General features: G+C 52.9%; 16 protein-coding genes, 3 tRNA genes and 1 rRNA gene. 18 read left to right on the top strand and 2 right to left on the bottom strand.

The window, feature by feature from the left end; translation table 11 throughout:
• Window positions 1-20: 20 nt before the first annotated feature.
• The 13 genes from infC to BMZ14_RS06700 all read left to right on the top strand — a co-directional run bounded on the left by infC (window position 21) and on the right by BMZ14_RS06700 (window position 10,370).
• Window positions 21-614 (top strand): translation initiation factor IF-3, encoded by a 594-nt coding sequence (gene infC, locus BMZ14_RS06760; RefSeq protein ID WP_371265668.1) that lies wholly within the window; start codon window positions 21-23, stop codon window positions 612-614.
• A gap of 220 nt (window positions 615-834) precedes the next feature.
• Entirely contained in the window at window positions 835-1,032 is a 198-nt protein-coding gene (gene rpmI, locus BMZ14_RS06755) for a 50S ribosomal protein L35 (RefSeq protein ID WP_074796040.1), read from the top strand.
• A 12-nt stretch (window positions 1,033-1,044) separates the two neighbouring features.
• Complete coding sequence (gene rplT, locus BMZ14_RS06750; protein WP_074796038.1) at window positions 1,045-1,404, top strand: 50S ribosomal protein L20; 360 nt, start codon at window positions 1,045-1,047, stop codon at window positions 1,402-1,404.
• Between the two features lie 90 nt (window positions 1,405-1,494).
• On the top strand, window positions 1,495-2,529 hold the full coding sequence (pheS, locus tag BMZ14_RS06745; protein WP_074796036.1) for a phenylalanine--tRNA ligase subunit alpha: 1,035 nt from the start codon (window positions 1,495-1,497) through the stop codon (window positions 2,527-2,529).
• A gap of 213 nt (window positions 2,530-2,742) precedes the next feature.
• Complete coding sequence (pheT, locus tag BMZ14_RS06740) at window positions 2,743-5,121, top strand: phenylalanine--tRNA ligase subunit beta (protein ID WP_074796034.1); 2,379 nt, start codon at window positions 2,743-2,745, stop codon at window positions 5,119-5,121.
• A gap of 54 nt (window positions 5,122-5,175) precedes the next feature.
• Entirely contained in the window at window positions 5,176-5,481 is a 306-nt protein-coding gene (locus BMZ14_RS06735; RefSeq protein ID WP_074796033.1) for an integration host factor subunit alpha, read from the top strand.
• A complete protein-coding gene (locus tag BMZ14_RS06730; RefSeq protein ID WP_074796031.1) occupies window positions 5,462-5,842 on the top strand; it encodes a MerR family transcriptional regulator in 381 nt (126 codons plus the stop codon). The genes BMZ14_RS06735 and BMZ14_RS06730 overlap by 20 nt, the downstream gene beginning before the upstream one ends.
• Window positions 5,843-5,929: 87 nt before the next feature.
• Window positions 5,930-6,006: transfer RNA gene (locus tag BMZ14_RS06725), tRNA-Pro, on the top strand.
• Window positions 6,007-6,115: 109 nt separating this feature from the next.
• Window positions 6,116-6,856, top strand: a complete 741-nt coding sequence (gene surE / locus BMZ14_RS06720; RefSeq protein ID WP_074796030.1) for a 5'/3'-nucleotidase SurE — start codon at window positions 6,116-6,118, stop codon at window positions 6,854-6,856.
• Window positions 6,857-6,916: 60 nt separating this feature from the next.
• Window positions 6,917-7,579 carry a protein-L-isoaspartate(D-aspartate) O-methyltransferase gene (locus BMZ14_RS06715; protein ID WP_074796532.1) on the top strand — a complete coding sequence of 221 codons (663 nt, stop codon included), beginning with the start codon at window positions 6,917-6,919 and terminating at the stop codon, window positions 7,577-7,579.
• A gap of 41 nt (window positions 7,580-7,620) precedes the next feature.
• Window positions 7,621-8,691 (top strand): peptidoglycan DD-metalloendopeptidase family protein, encoded by a 1,071-nt coding sequence (locus BMZ14_RS06710; RefSeq protein ID WP_083396697.1) that lies wholly within the window; start codon window positions 7,621-7,623, stop codon window positions 8,689-8,691.
• Window positions 8,692-8,709: 18 nt separating this feature from the next.
• Window positions 8,710-9,666 (top strand): RNA polymerase sigma factor RpoS, encoded by a 957-nt coding sequence (gene rpoS / locus BMZ14_RS06705; protein WP_074796028.1) that lies wholly within the window; start codon window positions 8,710-8,712, stop codon window positions 9,664-9,666.
• Window positions 9,667-9,944: 278 nt separating this feature from the next.
• Window positions 9,945-10,370, top strand: coding sequence for a group III truncated hemoglobin (locus tag BMZ14_RS06700; RefSeq protein WP_074796026.1), 426 nt, complete (start codon window positions 9,945-9,947; stop codon window positions 10,368-10,370).
• 56 nt (window positions 10,371-10,426) lie between these two features.
• On the opposite strand, the gene BMZ14_RS06695 is transcribed toward BMZ14_RS06700, so the two are convergent.
• Together BMZ14_RS06695 and BMZ14_RS06690 are read right to left on the bottom strand one after the other, a co-directional pair.
• A complete protein-coding gene (locus BMZ14_RS06695; protein ID WP_256208449.1) occupies window positions 10,427-11,641 on the bottom strand; it encodes an OmpP1/FadL family transporter in 1,215 nt (404 codons plus the stop codon).
• A 296-nt stretch (window positions 11,642-11,937) separates the two neighbouring features.
• Entirely contained in the window at window positions 11,938-13,218 is a 1,281-nt protein-coding gene (locus tag BMZ14_RS06690) for a DUF2130 domain-containing protein (protein ID WP_074796022.1), read from the bottom strand.
• Between the two features lie 431 nt (window positions 13,219-13,649).
• Here BMZ14_RS06690 and BMZ14_RS06685 point away from each other — a divergent pair, with 431 nt between their 5' ends.
• The 5 genes from BMZ14_RS06685 (at window position 13,650) to BMZ14_RS06665 (ending at window position 17,602) form a co-directional block, all read left to right on the top strand.
• Window positions 13,650-14,267 carry a superoxide dismutase gene (locus BMZ14_RS06685; protein ID WP_074796020.1) on the top strand — a complete coding sequence of 206 codons (618 nt, stop codon included), beginning with the start codon at window positions 13,650-13,652 and terminating at the stop codon, window positions 14,265-14,267.
• Window positions 14,268-14,291: 24 nt separating this feature from the next.
• Window positions 14,292-15,500, top strand: a complete 1,209-nt coding sequence (gene tyrS, locus BMZ14_RS06680) for a tyrosine--tRNA ligase (RefSeq protein WP_074796018.1) — start codon at window positions 14,292-14,294, stop codon at window positions 15,498-15,500.
• Between the two features lie 285 nt (window positions 15,501-15,785).
• A 16S ribosomal RNA gene (locus BMZ14_RS06675) occupies window positions 15,786-17,321 on the top strand.
• A 122-nt stretch (window positions 17,322-17,443) separates the two neighbouring features.
• Window positions 17,444-17,520: transfer RNA gene (locus tag BMZ14_RS06670), tRNA-Ile, on the top strand.
• 6 nt (window positions 17,521-17,526) lie between these two features.
• A tRNA-Ala gene (locus BMZ14_RS06665) sits at window positions 17,527-17,602 on the top strand.
• Window positions 17,603-17,644 lie beyond the last annotated feature (42 nt).

The raw sequence follows: 17,644 nt of genomic DNA, 5'->3' as shown, positions 1-17,644 counted from the left end.
TTTATTAATAAATTTGGGGAATTACTATAGTTCAAGAAAAAGCAGCCCGCATCAATCAGGAGATTAACGCGCCTGAAGTGCGCTTGATTGGTGCCGATGGAGAGCAGATAGGTGTGGTCACGCTGGCAGCCGCCAACACTTTGGCGGAGGAAGCTGGGGTGGATTTAGTCGAAATTGCGCCTACAGCACGGCCTCCGGTATGCCGCTTGATGGATTATGGCAAGTTTCGCTATCAGGAAAGCAAGAAAAAACACGAAGCCAAGCTCAAGCAGAAACAAATCCAGATCAAGGAAGTCAAGTTCCGGCCCAATACGGACGAAGGCGATTACAACATCAAGTTGCGCAACTTGATCAGCTTTCTGGAAGAGGGCGACAAGGCGAAAATTACGTTGCGATTTCGGGGACGCGAAATGGCACATCAGGAGTTTGGTGTGCGCCTGCTGGAGCGGTTGAGAGGCGATCTGGAATCTCAGGCGGTGGTAGAACAGTTTCCAAGGATGGAAGGAAGGCAGATGGTGATGGTGCTGTCTCCCCGGAAGAAGGAAGTTAAAATACCCAAGCCGAAGGAAACAAAACCAAAGGTTGTTACCGAAACCGATGCAGAGAATGGTTGAAGCATAAGACCGGCACAACCATTGGTATCAGCTTGGAAAGGATGCTGTGGTGGTACACGCGAAGCTGCAAGAGCGAGTAGGCCATGTGTATTCGGCTTGATGGCGCACAGGCAACACGTGATGCATGGACGTTTCCATGCAATCGAAAACAAGTGATTTCCGGGTTTAAAGCGTTCCGTTCAGGAAACACCCGGCGTCATGTTAAAACAGGAGCAGAGTAATGCCAAAGATGAAAACAAAGAGCGGAGCAGCAAAGCGCTTCAAAGTGCGGGCGGGGGGCAGTGTCAAGCGTTCACAGGCATTCAAACGTCATATTCTTACCAAGAAAACCACGAAAAGCAAACGTCAATTGCGCGGAACGGTAAGTGTTCATTTCAGTGATGTGGCGTCGGTGCGCGCCATGATGCCATACGCCTAGGGGGAGATTGACATGCCAAGAGTAAAACGTGGTGTAACAGCCCACGCGCGTCACAAAAAAGTACTGGATCTGGCAAAAGGTTACCGTGGGCGCCGCAAGAACGTGTATCGCATCGCCAAGGAAGCGGTGATGAAAGCGGGGCAATATGCATATCGTGACCGCCGGCAGAAGAAGCGGCAGTTTCGGGCTTTGTGGATCGCTCGTATTAACGCCGCTGCGCGAGAGTGCGGTTTGTCCTACAGCGTGTTCATGAACGGTCTGCGCAAAGCGGAGATTGAGGTGGACCGCAAGGTTTTGGCTGATATCGCGGTATTTGACAAGCCGGCTTTTGCAAAAATAGCCGAGCAGGCTAAAGCTGGTCTGGCGGCATAGCAGTAATAGTAAAAAAACTGCGAGGAGGTTAAAGGCGAAACGCCTTGCCTCCTTTTTTCTTGTGTAGATAATGTCCCGCCTGGGATTTACATGACTGATCTGGACCTCCTTCTCAGCGAAGCTGTCGATCTGTTCAACCGTATAGACGATACCGCTGAACTGGAGCAGGCCAAGGCGCGCTACCTTGGACGGCACGGCGAGTTGACCAATCTACTGAAGGGATTGGGTAAGCTTTCGCCTGAGGATCGTCCTGCGATGGGAAGCCGCATCAATCAGGCGAAAGAAACACTGGAAGCGACACTTAACGCTCGCCGTGAAGCGATTCAGGAAAAAAAGCTCGAAGAGCGGCTGATCGAAGAAGCATTGGATGTAACCCTGCCGGGACGCGGCTTGGGAATGGGTGGCCTGCATCCTATAACCGCGACCCTGGATCGTATCGAGTCGCTGTTTCATTCAATTGGATTTACAGTCGCTTCTGGCCCTGAAATCGAAACCGATTTCTACAATTTCACCGCGCTTAACATCCCGGAGAATCATCCTGCGCGCGCCATGCATGATACTTTTTACGTGGATGACGGAAACTCAAGTAAAAATGAGCATCTGCTGCGCACCCATACCTCGCCGGTACAGATCCGCTACATGCAAACCATGCCGCCACCGCTGAAGGTAATCGCACCGGGGCGGGTATATCGGCGCGACTCCGACTTGACCCACACTCCCATGTTTCATCAGGTAGAAGGTCTATGGATTGATGAAAATGCCAATTTCTCTGCGTTGAAAGGTGTACTGGCCGACTTTATGCAGCAGTTTTTTGAGCGCGAAGATTTGCGGGTGCGGTTCCGTGCGTCTTTTTTCCCCTTTACCGAGCCTTCTGCTGAGATGGATATCGGCTGCGTCATGTGCAAGGATGGGTGCCGTGTGTGCGGTTACACCGGCTGGCTGGAAGTGCTGGGTTGCGGTATGGTGCACCCAAATGTTCTCAAGCATGTCGACGTCGACAATGAAAAATATATCGGCTTTGCCTTTGGTCTGGGTGTCGAGAGGCTGGCAATGCTGAGATATGGTGTGAACGATCTGCGGCTGTTTTTCGAAAATGATTTGCGATTCCTGAAGCAGTTCAATTAAACCGAACTTGCCACCCGGCAGCTCCTTTTTAGCTCGGTGCTATTGGCCGGCATGACGGACTGTAGCGGATACTTATACCAGAACGATGAGTTAACGCGAACGTATGGGTAAGCACACATCGTGATGAGTACCAGGGTCGGACAAGGTATCAACCGTGTTGGGCAATACCTCACAGGAACATCCGGTCCACCTTCGGCTGGAAGATAATTATTCATGAAATTTTCGGAAAACTGGCTTCGTACGTTTGTTAACCCGCCGCTATCAACCAATAAGCTTGCGCATGCATTAACGATGGCGGGCCTTGAGGTTGAGGGCATTGAGCCGGTTGCTCCCCCATTCAGCAAGGTGGTGGTAGCTGAAGTAACATCGGTGCGCAAACACCCCGATGCGGATCATCTTAATATCTGTGAGGTGGACATAGGTTTAGCAGGAGTTGGTGAGCCATTACAGATTGTCTGCGGCGCGGCTAACGTTCGCGGCGGCGTGAAAGTGCCGTGTGCACTGGAGGGCGCCAAATTGCCAGGCATGGCCATTAAGCAAACGAGGATACGCGGAGTCGAATCCGCAGGTATGTTATGTTCAGCCAGGGAACTGGGTTTGGGGGAAGCCACCGCGGGGTTGCTTTTGCTTCCCTCGGATGCGCCGCCTGGCGCAGATTTTCGAGATTATTACGAGCTTGAGGATAAACTCCTTACTCTCAAGCTCACCCCCAATCGCGGCGATTGCCTGGGGCTGACGGGCGTTGCGAGAGAAGTGGCGGCAATTACGTCGCAAAATCTCAAACTCCCGGGGACAAAGCCGGTTGAAAGCCAGATCAAGGAAACGCTGGCCATACATATGCATGCACCTGAGGCCTGCCCGCTTTACTGTGGCAGAGTGGTACGTGATATCTCCGCGGATGTTTCCACGCCTCAATGGATGGTTCGCCGGTTGGAGCGCAGCGGCGTGCGCACGATCAACGCAGTGGTGGATGTGACCAATTATGTCATGCTGGAAACCGGCCAGCCGCTGCATGCTTTCGACTTGGCAAAGATTTCGGGCGTCCTTGCGGGCTCGATCCACGTGCGTTATGCCAACGCGGGTGAAACGCTGCAATTGCTGAACGGCGACAACCTCATGCTGCAACCCGACATGCTGATAATCGCAGATGAGGCCAGGCCTCTCGCATTGGCGGGGATCATGGGAGGTATTGAAAGCGGAGTGAAGCCAGGGGTCGTCGATTTGTTTCTGGAAAGCGCTTTTTTTAATCCTGAAGTAATAGCCGGCAAGTCATTCTCGCTGGGGTTCAGCTCGGATTCGGCACATCGTTTTGAACGAGGCGTGGATTTTGGCGCGACACGGAGCGCGCTGGAACGCGCGAGTGCTTTGATAATGGATATTTGTGGCGGCAAGCCGGGGCCGGTTGTTGAAATCAGGAATAAGCTGCCACAGCGCGATCCCATCGGGCTTCGATTGGATCGAGCGCAGCGGGTCCTGGGCATGAATCTCGGCGAAGCCAGAGCTGCCGAACTGCTGCGACGCTTGCAATTCAGCTTTTCGATTGACGGCGGATTCTTCGCCGTAACCCCCCCGACTTACCGCTTCGACCTCGTAATAGAGGAAGACCTGATCGAGGAATTGGCCCGTATACACGGCTATAATCACATTCCCGCGGCATTGCCTCGCGCAAGGATGGGAATGCTTCCCGAGCCCGAAACCCGGAAAGCCCCCTCTCGGTTGCGGCAAATTCTTGCGGGACGGGATTATCAGGAAGTCATCAATTACTCTTTCGTCGATCTCTCCTGGGAAACGGAGCTGGTACGCAACCCAAGGCCGGTAGCATTGAAGAATCCCCTGTCCAATCAATTGGCAGTAATGCGCAGCAGTCTGCTGGGAGGTCTTATAGCGAATCTGCAATTCAATCTCAACCGGAAGCAGACGCGAGTGCGTCTGTTTGAAATCGGGTGTTGTTTCGAGAGAACGGGTGAAACCTACACCCAGCAGGAAAAAATTGCCGGACTCTGCTATGGGGATGCGATGGCCGAGCAGTGGGGAGCCCACGCTCACGCGGTGGATTTTTATGACGCAAAAGCAGATATTGAAGCGTTATTCTGGCCATCGCCGGTGCAGGCAGCGACTGTAGTACATCCGGCTCTACACCCTGGCAAATCCGCCGAAATCCAGGTGGGTAGTAAAATCGCTGGTTATTTGGGAGAACTTCATCCGCGCTGGCAGCAGAAGTTTGATCTGCCCCAATCCGTCGTGCTATTTGAACTGAACATTGATGTCCTGACGACAAGAGCATTATCGAAGGCTGCGGAATTTTCAAAATTCCCTCCGATACGGCGTGATATTGCCGTGGTAGTAGCGGAGAGTGTGAATGCCCAATCAATGCTGGACTGCATGTACGCCGAGAAATTGCCCATCATTTCGGAGATTTCCTTGTTTGATGTCTACCGTGGAAAGGGCGTGGAAGATGGGAAAAAAAGTCTTGCATTCCGTATGTTATTGCAAGATACTGAAAAAACGCTGACCGACTCGGACGCGGATCGGGTTACCATAAAGCTGATAGAGGTGTTGCAGAACCGGTTTGATGCAAGGCTGCGCAACTGATTGAAAGACGAGAGTTCAGCTACGTCTGAAAGTAGCTAACAGGTGAGGGAGACTATGACCTTGACAAAGGCGGAGCTGGCGGATTTGCTCTTCGAAAAAGTAGGATTCAACAAACGTGAAGCCAAGGACATGGTAGAGTCCTTTTACGAGGAAGTGCGCATTGCGCTGCAAAACGGCGATGGCGTCAAGCTTTCAGGTTTCGGCAATTTCCAGTTGCGCAACAAGCCGCAACGTCCCGGCCGCAATCCCAAGACAGGCGAGGAGATTCCTATCACGGCCCGAAGGGTGGTTACTTTTCACGCGAGCCAGAAACTGAAGGCGATGGTCGAAAAAAATCAACATGGAAAACGTAACGCCTGACAAGGCTTTGCCGCCCATCCCGGCAAAGCGCTATTTCACAATTGGCGAAGTGAGCGAGTTGTGCGGTGTCAAACCGCATGTGTTGCGTTATTGGGAGCAGGAATTTACCCAGCTGAGGCCCGTCAAGCGTCGCGGTAATCGGCGCTATTACCAGCGCCACGAGGTGATGCTGGTCCGTCGTATCCGGGAACTGCTCTACGAGCAGGGCTTTACGATTCATGGGGCGCGCAGCCGCCTGGGGCAGGGCAAGGCTGAGGAGACCACTTCCATTCCGGGGTCCGCCGGATCGTTTTCCACGCGGATCGATTTGGCGCAATTGCGGAATGAGATTGAAAGCGTCCTGTTCCTGCTCCGATCCTGATCCGGTCCGCCTCTGTTTTTCCGCTCTAATCCATAAAGTAGCGATAGCAATTCCTAAGTTCCTGGCTTATTGCTATAATTTGACGTTCGGGGCGTAGCGCAGCCTGGTAGCGTACTTGCATGGGGTGCAAGTGGTCGGAGGTTCAAATCCTCTCGCCCCGACCAATCAAGCTTGCAGGTTGATTGACTTTTCATGCGCATCGCGGGCATTCCAGCAACATTCAGCGAATATTTTTCGCCCCGGTAAGCAAAAAAACACCTGGGGTAATTTTGAATGCGCATATTGCTCAGCAATGATGACGGGTATTTTGCGCCGGGCTTGGCGTGCCTAGCTGAAGCGCTTTCGGTTATTGCAGATATTGTCGTGGTGGCGCCGGAACGCGACCGTAGCGGCGCCAGCAACTCTCTAACGCTCGACCGGCCCCTGAGCCTGCGCAAATCTCACAACGGGTTCTTCTACGTCAACGGCACGCCCACGGATTGCGTGCATCTGGCGGTGACCGGGATGCTCGATACGTTGCCCGACATGGTGGTCTCGGGAATAAACGATGGCGCGAACATGGGCGACGATACGATTTATTCGGGCACCGTAGCTGCTGCGACCGAAGGCTTTTTGCTGGGCGTTCCTTCTCTTGCCATCTCTCTCGCAAGCTTTTCCGCCGGGAATTTTGCCACCGCCGCACGTATTGCGACAGAAATAGTGCAGCGTTTCGAAGGCGACAAACTTCCTGCTCCGGTACTGCTCAACGTCAACGTGCCCGACGTCCCCTACGACGAATTGCAAGGCATGGAGGTTACACGGCTCGGACGCCGCCACAAGGCGGAACCGGTGATTAAATCGAAAAACCCTCGTGGCGACACCGTCTATTGGGTGGGTGCGGCGGGACCTGCGCAGGATACCGGCGAGGGCACCGATTTTCTTGCCATTCAGAGCAAACGCGTGTCCGTGACGCCGCTGCAAATTGACTTGACCCGATACGGGCAGTTGGACGCCGTAAAAGAATGGTTGAAATAGGAACAAGGCGTTACTGTTGCCGAGCATGGTCAAAAAACGCGCGTCCAGCGCATGTCCAGGTTGAATAGCCACCATTCCGGGATTGGCATGACCTCGCAGCGTACGCGTGCACGCATGATCGAGCGGCTACGTTCGCAAGGGATTGCCGATGAAGTCGTGCTTGCGGCAATGGCGGCCATTCCCCGTCACATTTTTGTCGAGGAAGTGCTGGCGAATCGCGCCTACGACGATGTTTCGTTGCCGATCAATTTTGGCCAGACCATTTCAAGTCCATTTACGGTTGCGCGCATGAGCGAGTTGCTGCGCGCAGGCTCCATCCTTGGAAGGGTGCTTGAGATTGGCTCCGGCTGTGGTTATCAAACGGCTGTCCTTGCCCAGCTTGCACGCGAGGTTTATTCGGTCGAGCGTGTCGGACCGCTACTTACACGCACTCGCACCCGTTTACGGGAGCTACGCCTGAATAATATCCGGCTGAGACATGCCGACGGCCTGCTGGGACTATCCGAAGCCGCGCCATTCGACGGCATCATGCTTACCGCTGGCACCCCCCATATTCCCCCGCCGCTGCTGGAACAATTGGCCGTTCATGGAAAAATAGTGTTCCCTAAAGGAAGCCAGGACCAGTTTCTGTGCGTTATCGAACGTAATTTGCAGGGCTACACTGAGACAATATTCGATGAGGTCAAATTCGTTCCAATGATGTCCGGCATCTGGAAGCGCTAGTGAACTCAGGAGAAGTTAAGAATGCATAACAAGAGACCCGAATGAGGAATACAGGAATTCACCCGGAGCGGCTGAATAGCGACACATTGTCGGGTGGATTTGTCGCGAGAAACGGACGTGTTTTCTCTACAGTAAGGTTTCGGGCATCCTGTTCGGTTCTCGTTTTATGCCTTCTGGTCATCGGCTGCGAGTCCACTCCGCATCATCATCATGCGCCTGTAGTGGATAACAGCATGGCGGAGCGAAATGAAGCAGGCCCGCCTGCCGAGGCGCCAGTGCAGCAACCCATCGTGTACATCGTAAAAAAGGGTGACACGCTCTACAGCATTGCGCAAAGCCAGGGCATCAACCAGGGGGATCTGGCCGAATGGAACAATATCCAGGATCCCCGGGCGATTCATATCGGGCAGCAGCTCAGCTTGTCTTCTCCTTCTCAATCGGCGCAGCCCGCTTTATTCCCCGTCCAGGAGCCGGAGTCACCCACCGCAGCGATAGCCTCGCCTATCGGTCCCCCGCCTGGAACAAAACATCTTCCGAATACGAATAAGCTGAAAACCGAACCCAAGGCGTTCAAGCTTCCTTATTCCGAGCAGGCCATGGCGCAGCTGAAAAAAGGCCTCTTGGAAATGCCTCCCGCGGTAATGACGGTAAACGTTGATCCCACGCCCGAAACGAAAACGGATGGCGGAATAAACTCTGTACAGCCCGTACCACCTGCGACAGAAATTATTCCTGACGCTGACCGCGTTGAATGGACTTGGCCTACCAAAGGCAAAGTGGCGGAGCTATTTTCGGAAAGTACCAAGGGTATAGATATCGTCGGCAGGCAGGGACAGGAAGTCACCGCGTCGGCCGGAGGTAAGGTGGTTTATAGCGGTGCTGGATTACGGGGCTACGGCAAGCTCGTCATTATCAAGCATAACAATACTTATCTTAGCGCCTATGCGCATAACAACAAGCTTCTGGTGAAAGAGGGTCAAACAGTAGTCAAAGGACAAAAGATTGCCGAGATGGGCAATAGCGATAGCAGCCTGGTGAAACTCCACTTCGAAATTCGCAAGAATGGAAAACCGGTGGATCCGCTCAAACATTTACCTGGCATCTCAGGATAAATCAAAGGATAAACAAGCATGAATCAGCTCGAATATACCGATGACGAAGAATGTTTCGACAAGACGGATCCATCGGATCCCGACAACGCGCTTGAAGTTGCGGAAGCGCCACCCAGTGTCAGCACCGAGCCTTCCAGCGACTTTCTGCTGACTGATGTCACGCAAATCTATTTTAATGAAATCGGCCATAACGCTCTGCTGACGGCGAAGGAAGAAGCGGAATTGACCCGCCTGGTCAAACAGGACGACTTCAACGCCCGGCAAAAAATGATCGAATGCAATCTGCGGTTGGTTGTCAATATCGCCAAACACTATACCAACCACGGCGTTGCCCTGCTGGATCTGATCGAAGAAGGAAACATGGGGATGATGCATGCACTGGACAAGTTCGACCCGGAGCGCGGGTTCCGGTTTTCTACTTATGCCACATGGTGGATTCGTCAGAATATTGAGCGGTGCATCATGAATCAGTCGCGGACTATCCGGCTGCCGGTGCATGTCATCAAGGACTTGAACATCATTTTGCAAGCCGCCCGCCATATAGAAGCGCATACAGGAAAGGAACCCAAACCAGAGGATGTGGCGTATCTGCTCGGCCGTCCCGTCAAGGAGGTGCAGAGGATGCTGTCTCTAAACATGAGCATGATGTCTCTGGATGCGCCCCTCGATGTCGATCCATTGCTGTCCATTGGTGACGCCATTGCTGACGATCACAACCCGGGCCCCGACCTCATGATGGAGCAGTCCGAGATCAAGTGCCGAGTCCAGGAGTGGCTTAACCGCTTGAACGACAAACAGCGATATATAATTGAAAAGCGCTATGGATTGAATGGTTACGAAACCCAGACACTTGAACAACTCGCGAGGAATCTCGATCTCACACGGGAGCGCGTGCGCCAGATTCAACTTGAAGCCCTGCAAACCTTGCGGGTAATATTGAGGTGTGAGGGTGTCTCGAAAGATGGGGTGTTCTAGCGCTCAAGCTTCAGCAGTTTTCAGTAATTGTCACCCAGGAATCAGGTGAGTCATCTTTGCATCTCACTTGGTACTGCTCTAAAATCCGCGTTTGAACTCGTTTGAACCTTTACTCCGCCAGACTTGTCACATAAAATACTGTTGAAAGTGCGCGTGTTTGTTTTTCATTTGAGCAAAAAAATTGAAGGTGGCGAACAAGCGCGACTATTTCGAGCAACATTAAAACGGGCCATGTTGTTCTCCCGGCCAATATTATTTCTGAGTGAACGAATATGACTATGCTGCAACCTGAATTTTTAGCGCCTAATCCCGGCTTGTGTACCGAAGAGGAAATTTCACGCCTCGTTCATACCTTTTATGCAAGAGCCAGGAAAGATCCCTCGCTGGGCCCCATTTTTGAAGCGCATGTGACCGACTGGGATGCGCATTTTGTACAAATGATCAATTTCTGGTCAATGAAACTGCGCGGAACAAACCATTTCAGGGGAGCGCCCATGCCTAAGCACGTAGCTCTGCCCGGGCTCACTTCGGAATTATTTGAACGCTGGATTCAACTTTTCCGCGAAACCACAAGCGAGATGGGAAACCCGAATTTACAGTTTAATGCGAATACGCTTGCCTTGCATATCGGTGGAAGGCTTTGGCTACGCTATCAAATGGAACGGTACCCAGATAGAGAACTGGTCGAGCTTTGCGGAGCATAGCAGAAGAGATCCTGACTTGAATTATGGACACGGAATGCCGCTGTCGTTCCAGGAAATTAAAAGTGATGATTGAGTTGAAGAGAAATGATGTGCACGTTCGTGTCGAATGAGCCGCGAATAACCTGAAGCGACGGGTTAGGGAAGGTGGGCCGATCAATCTCGGCCCCCTTGAAGAACACATGTGAATACCCTGCGTCAATCGACGTTCGTTCGCCAAGCTTTTGATTGAAACCCACGGCCAACCAGAAACGATCGGAATCCGGCAGCCGAACGGTTCGGTCCATTGCGTTACGCACGGGGGATTGATCATAGGCGAACCCTGCGTGTAGTCGAAGGCGGTCATTATGCTGGTATTGAGTACCAAGACCTACCCGGAAGCTGTCTTTGAATCCCAGCCGTTCGTTTGCAAGATTAGCGCCGGAAGCACGACTGGTGGCAACGATTGCCGGCACATTATCCCAACCCGTCCAAGTGAGATCGGCAAGCAACCGCAGGCGATCGCTAATCATGTGAGAAATCGCCAGCGACGCAGTGTTTGGAAGCTCGAGAGCGACCGAGGCAGGAATGACAGTGCCAGGTGCGGTCAGGCGGCCCTCAACTCTCAAATCCACCGTTGATCTGTAAGTCAGCCCGATGCGGGTGGACGGCGAAAGCCGGAACATTACGCCCAGGTTATAGCCAAAGCCCACATCATCTCCTTTCATCTTTGTTTCAACGTCTACCGGGGCAGGCAACAGGGAAGTTACGGGTACCATGCTGCGCAAGTCTGCTTCGAACCTTACGATATTTAAACCCGCGCCAATCGAGACGTCCTCACTCAGTTGCCATGCCATGCTCGGATTGAAGTTGATGGCCGTTATTTCAGAGAATCTCCCCTGGTAGCGGCCGATAAAAGTCCTGTCCCATTCAGTGGAGTTACCAAAAGTGGGAGATATTCCCAACCCGAGACGGAAGGCTGTGCCGAGCGACATGCTCCAATAAACAGCTGGGACCAGCGAAAGACCTCCAGCCTGGCCGCCCTTATCGCCTAGTGGGTAGCTAAGGAAAGGATTGCTGCCGGCATCCCCGAATCTTAACGACCGGATGAGCAGGTTGCCGCCGCCAGAAACATGGTGCCCGCGGGCAAGATAGGTCATGCCGGCTGGGTTAAAATAAATCGTGGACGCATCTTGCGCGACTGCGGCCGCGCCGGCATAAGCATAGCCGTTTCCAGCCCCGTTCTGGTTTTGCAGGGCAAACCCTGCTGCTACAGTACTACCGTTAACGGACATGCCTCCCGTGAAGAACAAAGACATTAATAATAGTCTGTATGGTTGCATAGCTCAGCCGTACTGAATTTTGAGGAGTTCTACATACCGGTAATGATGCCTACTTATATATAGATGTATTCAGGCATAGCCGCTACTTGATTCTTGTTGGACGTTACCGTTGCTTCCCGTCGGCCAGCTTACTCCTGCGGCGAGCCCCCTGTGCACCGTTCGACCTCCTTCGACCCTTCGACAGGCTCAGGATCAGGGCGGGGCAGAGAAGAAGGGCAGGGCGAACGGGGGAGACTACCAGTGGCAGGTTAAAAGCCATCGTCCAAGCCCAGGCTTTTCAACTCGAGCCCCTCGATCTCTTGGAGTGATTTCCCCGCAATTCCCTGCAAGTCTCCATACATTCCTACCGTTGCGCCCATAACGCGCATGATTTGTTCTTCGCGCTTGGCCCATTGCTTCATTATCACCTTGCGCTCTTTATCGAGATCCTCCTGCATAGTGGTAAAAGCTTCGACGATTGCTTCTACCCGCTGACGAAAACGTGGACCTGTAAGATACTGATAAATCATTTCGGTTTTAGTCTGCATACCTTCGAAGGACTGCCGGGCGAGGGCGAGTTCCAGCAAGGAGTGGCGCAGGATCAGTGCTACCGGTAGCGCTGCTCTAGGGTGTGTTACCCAGACGCCGTCAACCATTTCAAAGGTCTCCACGCCTTTTGGCAGCGTCTGGCTGACAATTACCGCGATTTCTGCCTTTGCGGTTCGTTGGTCTTCCCGTAATTTGGCAAGCCACATGTCGCTCCAGTTTCTGGTACGTTTCGTCTCCCACAGGATAGTGCCTCCGAGTTGTCCACCGTTTCCCATTACGCGGTGCAGAACATCTCCGCCGTAATCTCCTTTCGGCACGGGTTCGATTGCATCAAAAGGAAATTTTGCGCGCAACAGGTTTTCCAGCGCCAATTCCTGCACCTCACCCTGTAATTGTTGAGAGCCCTGCTCGGCCTTGCGCATCAGTTCTTCGATCTTTTGCTGCATCGATGTGATAGTTTGGTCCTTTTCCATCACCTTGAGCCTGAGCCCTTCTTCCGCTTCCTGCCTGGCCTGTGCGCGTACCGCAGCCAAGCCGCCTTGAACGCGCTTTTCTACGGTGAGTTCGAGTTCCCGTTTGGCGTCGTCCAGTGCACGCTGTTTCCTGATGAGCTCTGCCTGAATTTTTTGCGCCTCCGCCAGTTTTTCGTTGCGGCTTTTGAGCACTTCCTGCAACTCTATAAGCTCTCGCGTCCTGCTTTCCATCTCGGCGGCACTGGCAAGCTTCGCTTTTCTGGATTCTTCGGCGATCACGCGGGATCGTTCGCGGCCAAGCTGTGCGGCAACCTCGCCGGCCACGCGATCGTCCAGGGTGCGCCGGGCCTCTGCAATTTCCTTTTCTTTTTTGCGGATACCTTGTTCGCGTCTGGCAACTTCATCGTCTTTTTGCAAGAGCTGTTGCTCGAATTGCTTCCGTGTGGCGGCTAACAGCGGCGCGGCAAGGGATTCGGTGAGCCGGATTTCCGTCTTGCACTGTGGACACGTAATGGTGGGATCCGTCATGTCTTGTTCCCCGAAAAATATCAAAAGCTCCCTCTCACGCTTCTGTGAAATGGAGGGAATGGATTATAGGTCAAACGGTAAAATGACGATCATTCTGTTGCCGGCCTCGATTCCGTGCCTGTTCTCTCGTGGAGAGCGCCGAGGTGCGCTTATTTTCGGGTTGTTTTCAGATATACTTGCCTTAATGTGTGTTCCGATCCAGCTTTTCCCGATACTTGGCTCTGTGCTTTTTTATCCATATCGAAAACTCGTATATTCCGGGAACTGAACCAGAATATATTGCCGGTCAGCACATGTGGCTGCCCCGATAAGGTATCGACCGCCTTCTGGTTAATTCCCAAAAGCAGCTGGCTGGGCTGTAATGGTTGTACCGTGCTGTATCCAGTACGGTAGCGGATCAAATTTTATGTCACTACACAGGAGCGAAAACAATGAGCAATCAAAACACTGGAAGTGCGCCACATGTTCTGCCACCGTTACCTTATCCTGATAATGCGCTGGATCCTGTCATCTCCGCGAACACGCTGAGTTTTCACTACGGCAAGCATCACAAGACCTACGTCGATAATCTCAACAAACTGATAGCCGGCACGGACCTCGCTGATTTATCGCTGGAGGAGATTATTGCTTCAACGGCAGGCAAGGCGGACAAGATCGGGGTTTTCAATAATGCGGCTCAAATCTGGAATCACACGTTCTATTGGAATAGCCTCTCGCCAAAAGGTGGCGGTGAGCCACCTTCTGCATTGAAACAAAAAATCGAGGCCTCTTTCGGTACCGTCGAAGCCTGCAAGAAAGAACTGGCGACAGCGGCAACGACGCAGTTCGGCAGCGGATGGGCATGGCTGGCACAAAACGGCGACAAGCTCCAGGTGATCAAGACCGGCAACGCGGAGCTGCCCCTGACCAAAGGGATAAAGCCGTTGTTGACGATTGATGTGTGGGAGCATGCATACTACCTTGATTATCAGAACCGCCGCCCGGATTACGTTAGCGCTGTACTCGACAAGCTGATCAACTGGGGCTTCGCGGCTGACAATGACAGATAGTGTGTGGACCGTGCCACTGTGAAGATGCAGATTCCGGAGCAGCTGGAAATAATCAGGCGAGGTTGTAGCGAGATTCTGCTGGAAGACGAGTTGGGGCAGAAACTTGCCCTGGATCGTCCACTCAGAGTCAAGGCCGGGTTTGATCCTACAGCGCCGGATTTGCATCTCGGTCACACCGTTCTGCTCAATAAAATGCGCCACTTGCAGGATCTGGGGCATCATGCCCTGTTCCTGATTGGCGATTTTACCGGCATGATTGGTGATCCCAGCGGCAAGAATACGACACGTCCCGCTCTTTCTCGCGAGCAGGTGGCCGAGAATGCGAAATCCTATCAGGACCAGGTCTTCCGGATACTCAAGCCCGAACAGACCGAAGTGGTATTCAATTCCACGTGGATGGACAAGCTTAACGCGGCCGGCCTCATCAAATTGGCCGCGACCCATACTGTCGCGCGCATGCTGGAGCGCGACGATTTTGGCAACCGCTACCGAAGTAACAGGGCTATTGCCATTCACGAATTCTTGTATCCCTTGATTCAAGGCTACGATTCGGTTGCCCTTGAGGCGGATATCGAACTCGGGGGAACCGATCAGAAATTCAATTTGCTGATGGGACGAGAATTGCAGAAGCATTTCGGCCAGCCACCGCAGTGCGTCATCACCATGCCGCTTCTGGAAGGGCTGGATGGCGTCAACAAGATGTCCAAGTCCTCCGGGAACTATATCGGGATAACCGAGAACCCCACTGATATATTCGGCAAGCTGATGTCCGTCTCCGATGAACTGATGTGGCGATATATCGAATTGTTGTCATTTGAGCCCATCAGCGTTGTGCGCCAGTGGCAACAGGACGTGGGGCAAGGCCGGAACCCGCGCGACATCAAGGTGATGTTCGCGCAGGAGATCGTGAGCCGGTTTTATAGCAGGCGGGACGCGGAAACAGCACTGGCGGATTTTGAAGCCCGGTTCAGGCGTGGCGGGCTTCCGGATGACATGCTTGAAAAAATATTGTATACTGCGACTGAAGGGTTACCTATCGCACAGTTGCTCAAGCAAGCCGGACTAACCGCCAGCACGACAGAAGCGTTACGAATGATCGAGCAGGGTGGCGTGAAATTGAATGGCGAGAAGGTTAGCGACAAAACCATCAAGCTGGATCGTGGTGAGACCGCAGTAGTGCAGGTAGGCAAGCGAAAATTCGCCAGGGTAACGATTTCCCCCGAGCAAGAATAAAATAAGAAGAAAGTTTCAAAAGCCCTTGACCGGGTGTTTGGCATCTGTATAATGCCGCCTTCGCTGTCTTACTTTGAGTTTATCAGGCAGCACCGCTCTTTAAAAATTTACAGCCGATAGGTGTGGGCACTTGATCAGGACAGCAGGTTATTTTTACTTTCGGGTGGAAATAATCGGCACCAAAGTATCGAAGTGCTCGCACAATGTAAGAAGAACTCCAGTCGCCATCCCTCGGGATGAAAATTGGGGTTGAATAATACGTCAAGCGAGAGTTTTACCAGTATTGAACTGAAGAGTTTGATCCTGGCTCAGATTGAACGCTGGCGGCATGCTTTACACATGCAAGTCGAACGGCAGCACGGGGGCAACCCTGGTGGCGAGTGGCGAACGGGTGAGTAATGCATCGGAACGTATCTTTAAGTGGGGGATAACGCACCGAAAGGTGTGCTAATACCGCATAATCTCTACGGAGAAAAGCAGGGGATCGCAAGACCTTGCGCTTTTAGAGCGGCCGATGTCTGATTAGCTAGTTGGTGAGGTAAAGGCTTACCAAGGCTTCGATCAGTAGCTGGTCTGAGAGGACGACCAGCCACACTGGGACTGAGACACGGCCCAGACTCCTACGGGAGGCAGCAGTGGGGAATTTTGGACAATGGGGGAAACCCTGATCCAGCCATGCCGCGTGAGTGAAGAAGGCCTTCGGGTTGTAAAGCTCTTTCAGCCGGAACGAAACGGTCACGGCTAATACCTGTGATCACTGACGGTACCGGAAGAAGAAGCACCGGCTAACTACGTGCCAGCAGCCGCGGTAATACGTAGGGTGCGAGCGTTAATCGGAATTACTGGGCGTAAAGCGTGCGCAGGCGGTTTTGTAAGTCAGATGTGAAATCCCCGGGCTTAACCTGGGAACTGCGTTTGAAACTACAAGGCTAGAGTGTAGCAGAGGGGGGTGGAATTCCACGTGTAGCAGTGAAATGCGTAGAGATGTGGAGGAACACCGATGGCGAAGGCAGCCCCCTGGGTTAACACTGACGCTCAGGCACGAAAGCGTGGGGAGCAAACAGGATTAGATACCCTGGTAGTCCACGCCCTAAACTATGTCAACTAGTTGTCGGGCCTTAACGGGCTTGGTAACGCAGCTAACGCGTGAAGTTGACCGCCTGGGGAGTACGGTCGCAAGATTAAAACTCAAAGGAATTGACGGGGACCCGCACAAGCGGTGGATTATGTGGATTAATTCGATGCAACGCGAAAAACCTTACCTACCCTTGACATGTACCGAAGCCCGCCGAGAGGTGGGTGTGCCCGAAAGGGAGCGGTAACACAGGTGCTGCATGGCTGTCGTCAGCTCGTGTCGTGAGATGTTGGGTTAAGTCCCGCAACGAGCGCAACCCTTGTCATTAATTGCCATCATTCAGTTGGGCACTTTAATGAAACTGCCGGTGACAAACCGGAGGAAGGTGGGGATGACGTCAAGTCCTCATGGCCCTTATGGGTAGGGCTTCACACGTAATACAATGGCGCGTACAGAGGGTTGCCAACCCGCGAGGGGGAGCCAATCTCAGAAAGCGCGTCGTAGTCCGGATCGGAGTCTGCAACTCGACTCCGTGAAGTCGGAATCGCTAGTAATCGCGGATCAGCATGTCGCGGTGAATACGTTCCCGGGTCTTGTACACACCGCCCGTCACACCATGGGAGTGGGTTTCACCAGAAGCAGGTAGTCTAACCGCAAGGAGGGCGCCTGCCACGGTGAGATTCATGACTGGGGTGAAGTCGTAACAAGGTAGCCGTAGGGGAACCTGCGGCTGGATCACCTCCTTTCTAGAGAAATTCCTGTTCGAGTGTCCACAACCTATCGGTTGTTCAGAGAAGCAAGGCTAGGGGGCTGAGGAGAGGCTGGCGAACTATGAGAGCCCATCTCCCTTGTTTCCAGGCTCTGTTCAGGGTCTGTAGCTCAGTTGGTTAGAGCACACGCTTGATAAGCGTGGGGTCGGTGGTTCAAATCCACCCAGACCCACCAACCAACGGGGGTGTAGCTCAGATGGGAGAGCACCTGCTTTGCAAGCAGGGGGTCATCGGTTCGATCCCGTTCACCTCCACCAATTAAGAAATCGGGAAAGCATAATTAGAAAATAGAAGTAAAC

This window comes from Nitrosospira briensis, assembly GCF_900115125.1.
GTDB lineage: Bacteria > Pseudomonadota > Gammaproteobacteria > Burkholderiales > Nitrosomonadaceae > Nitrosospira > Nitrosospira briensis_A.
The sequence above is the reverse complement of the archived record's forward strand: the minus strand, read 5'-3'. Positions and strand labels throughout refer to the sequence as shown.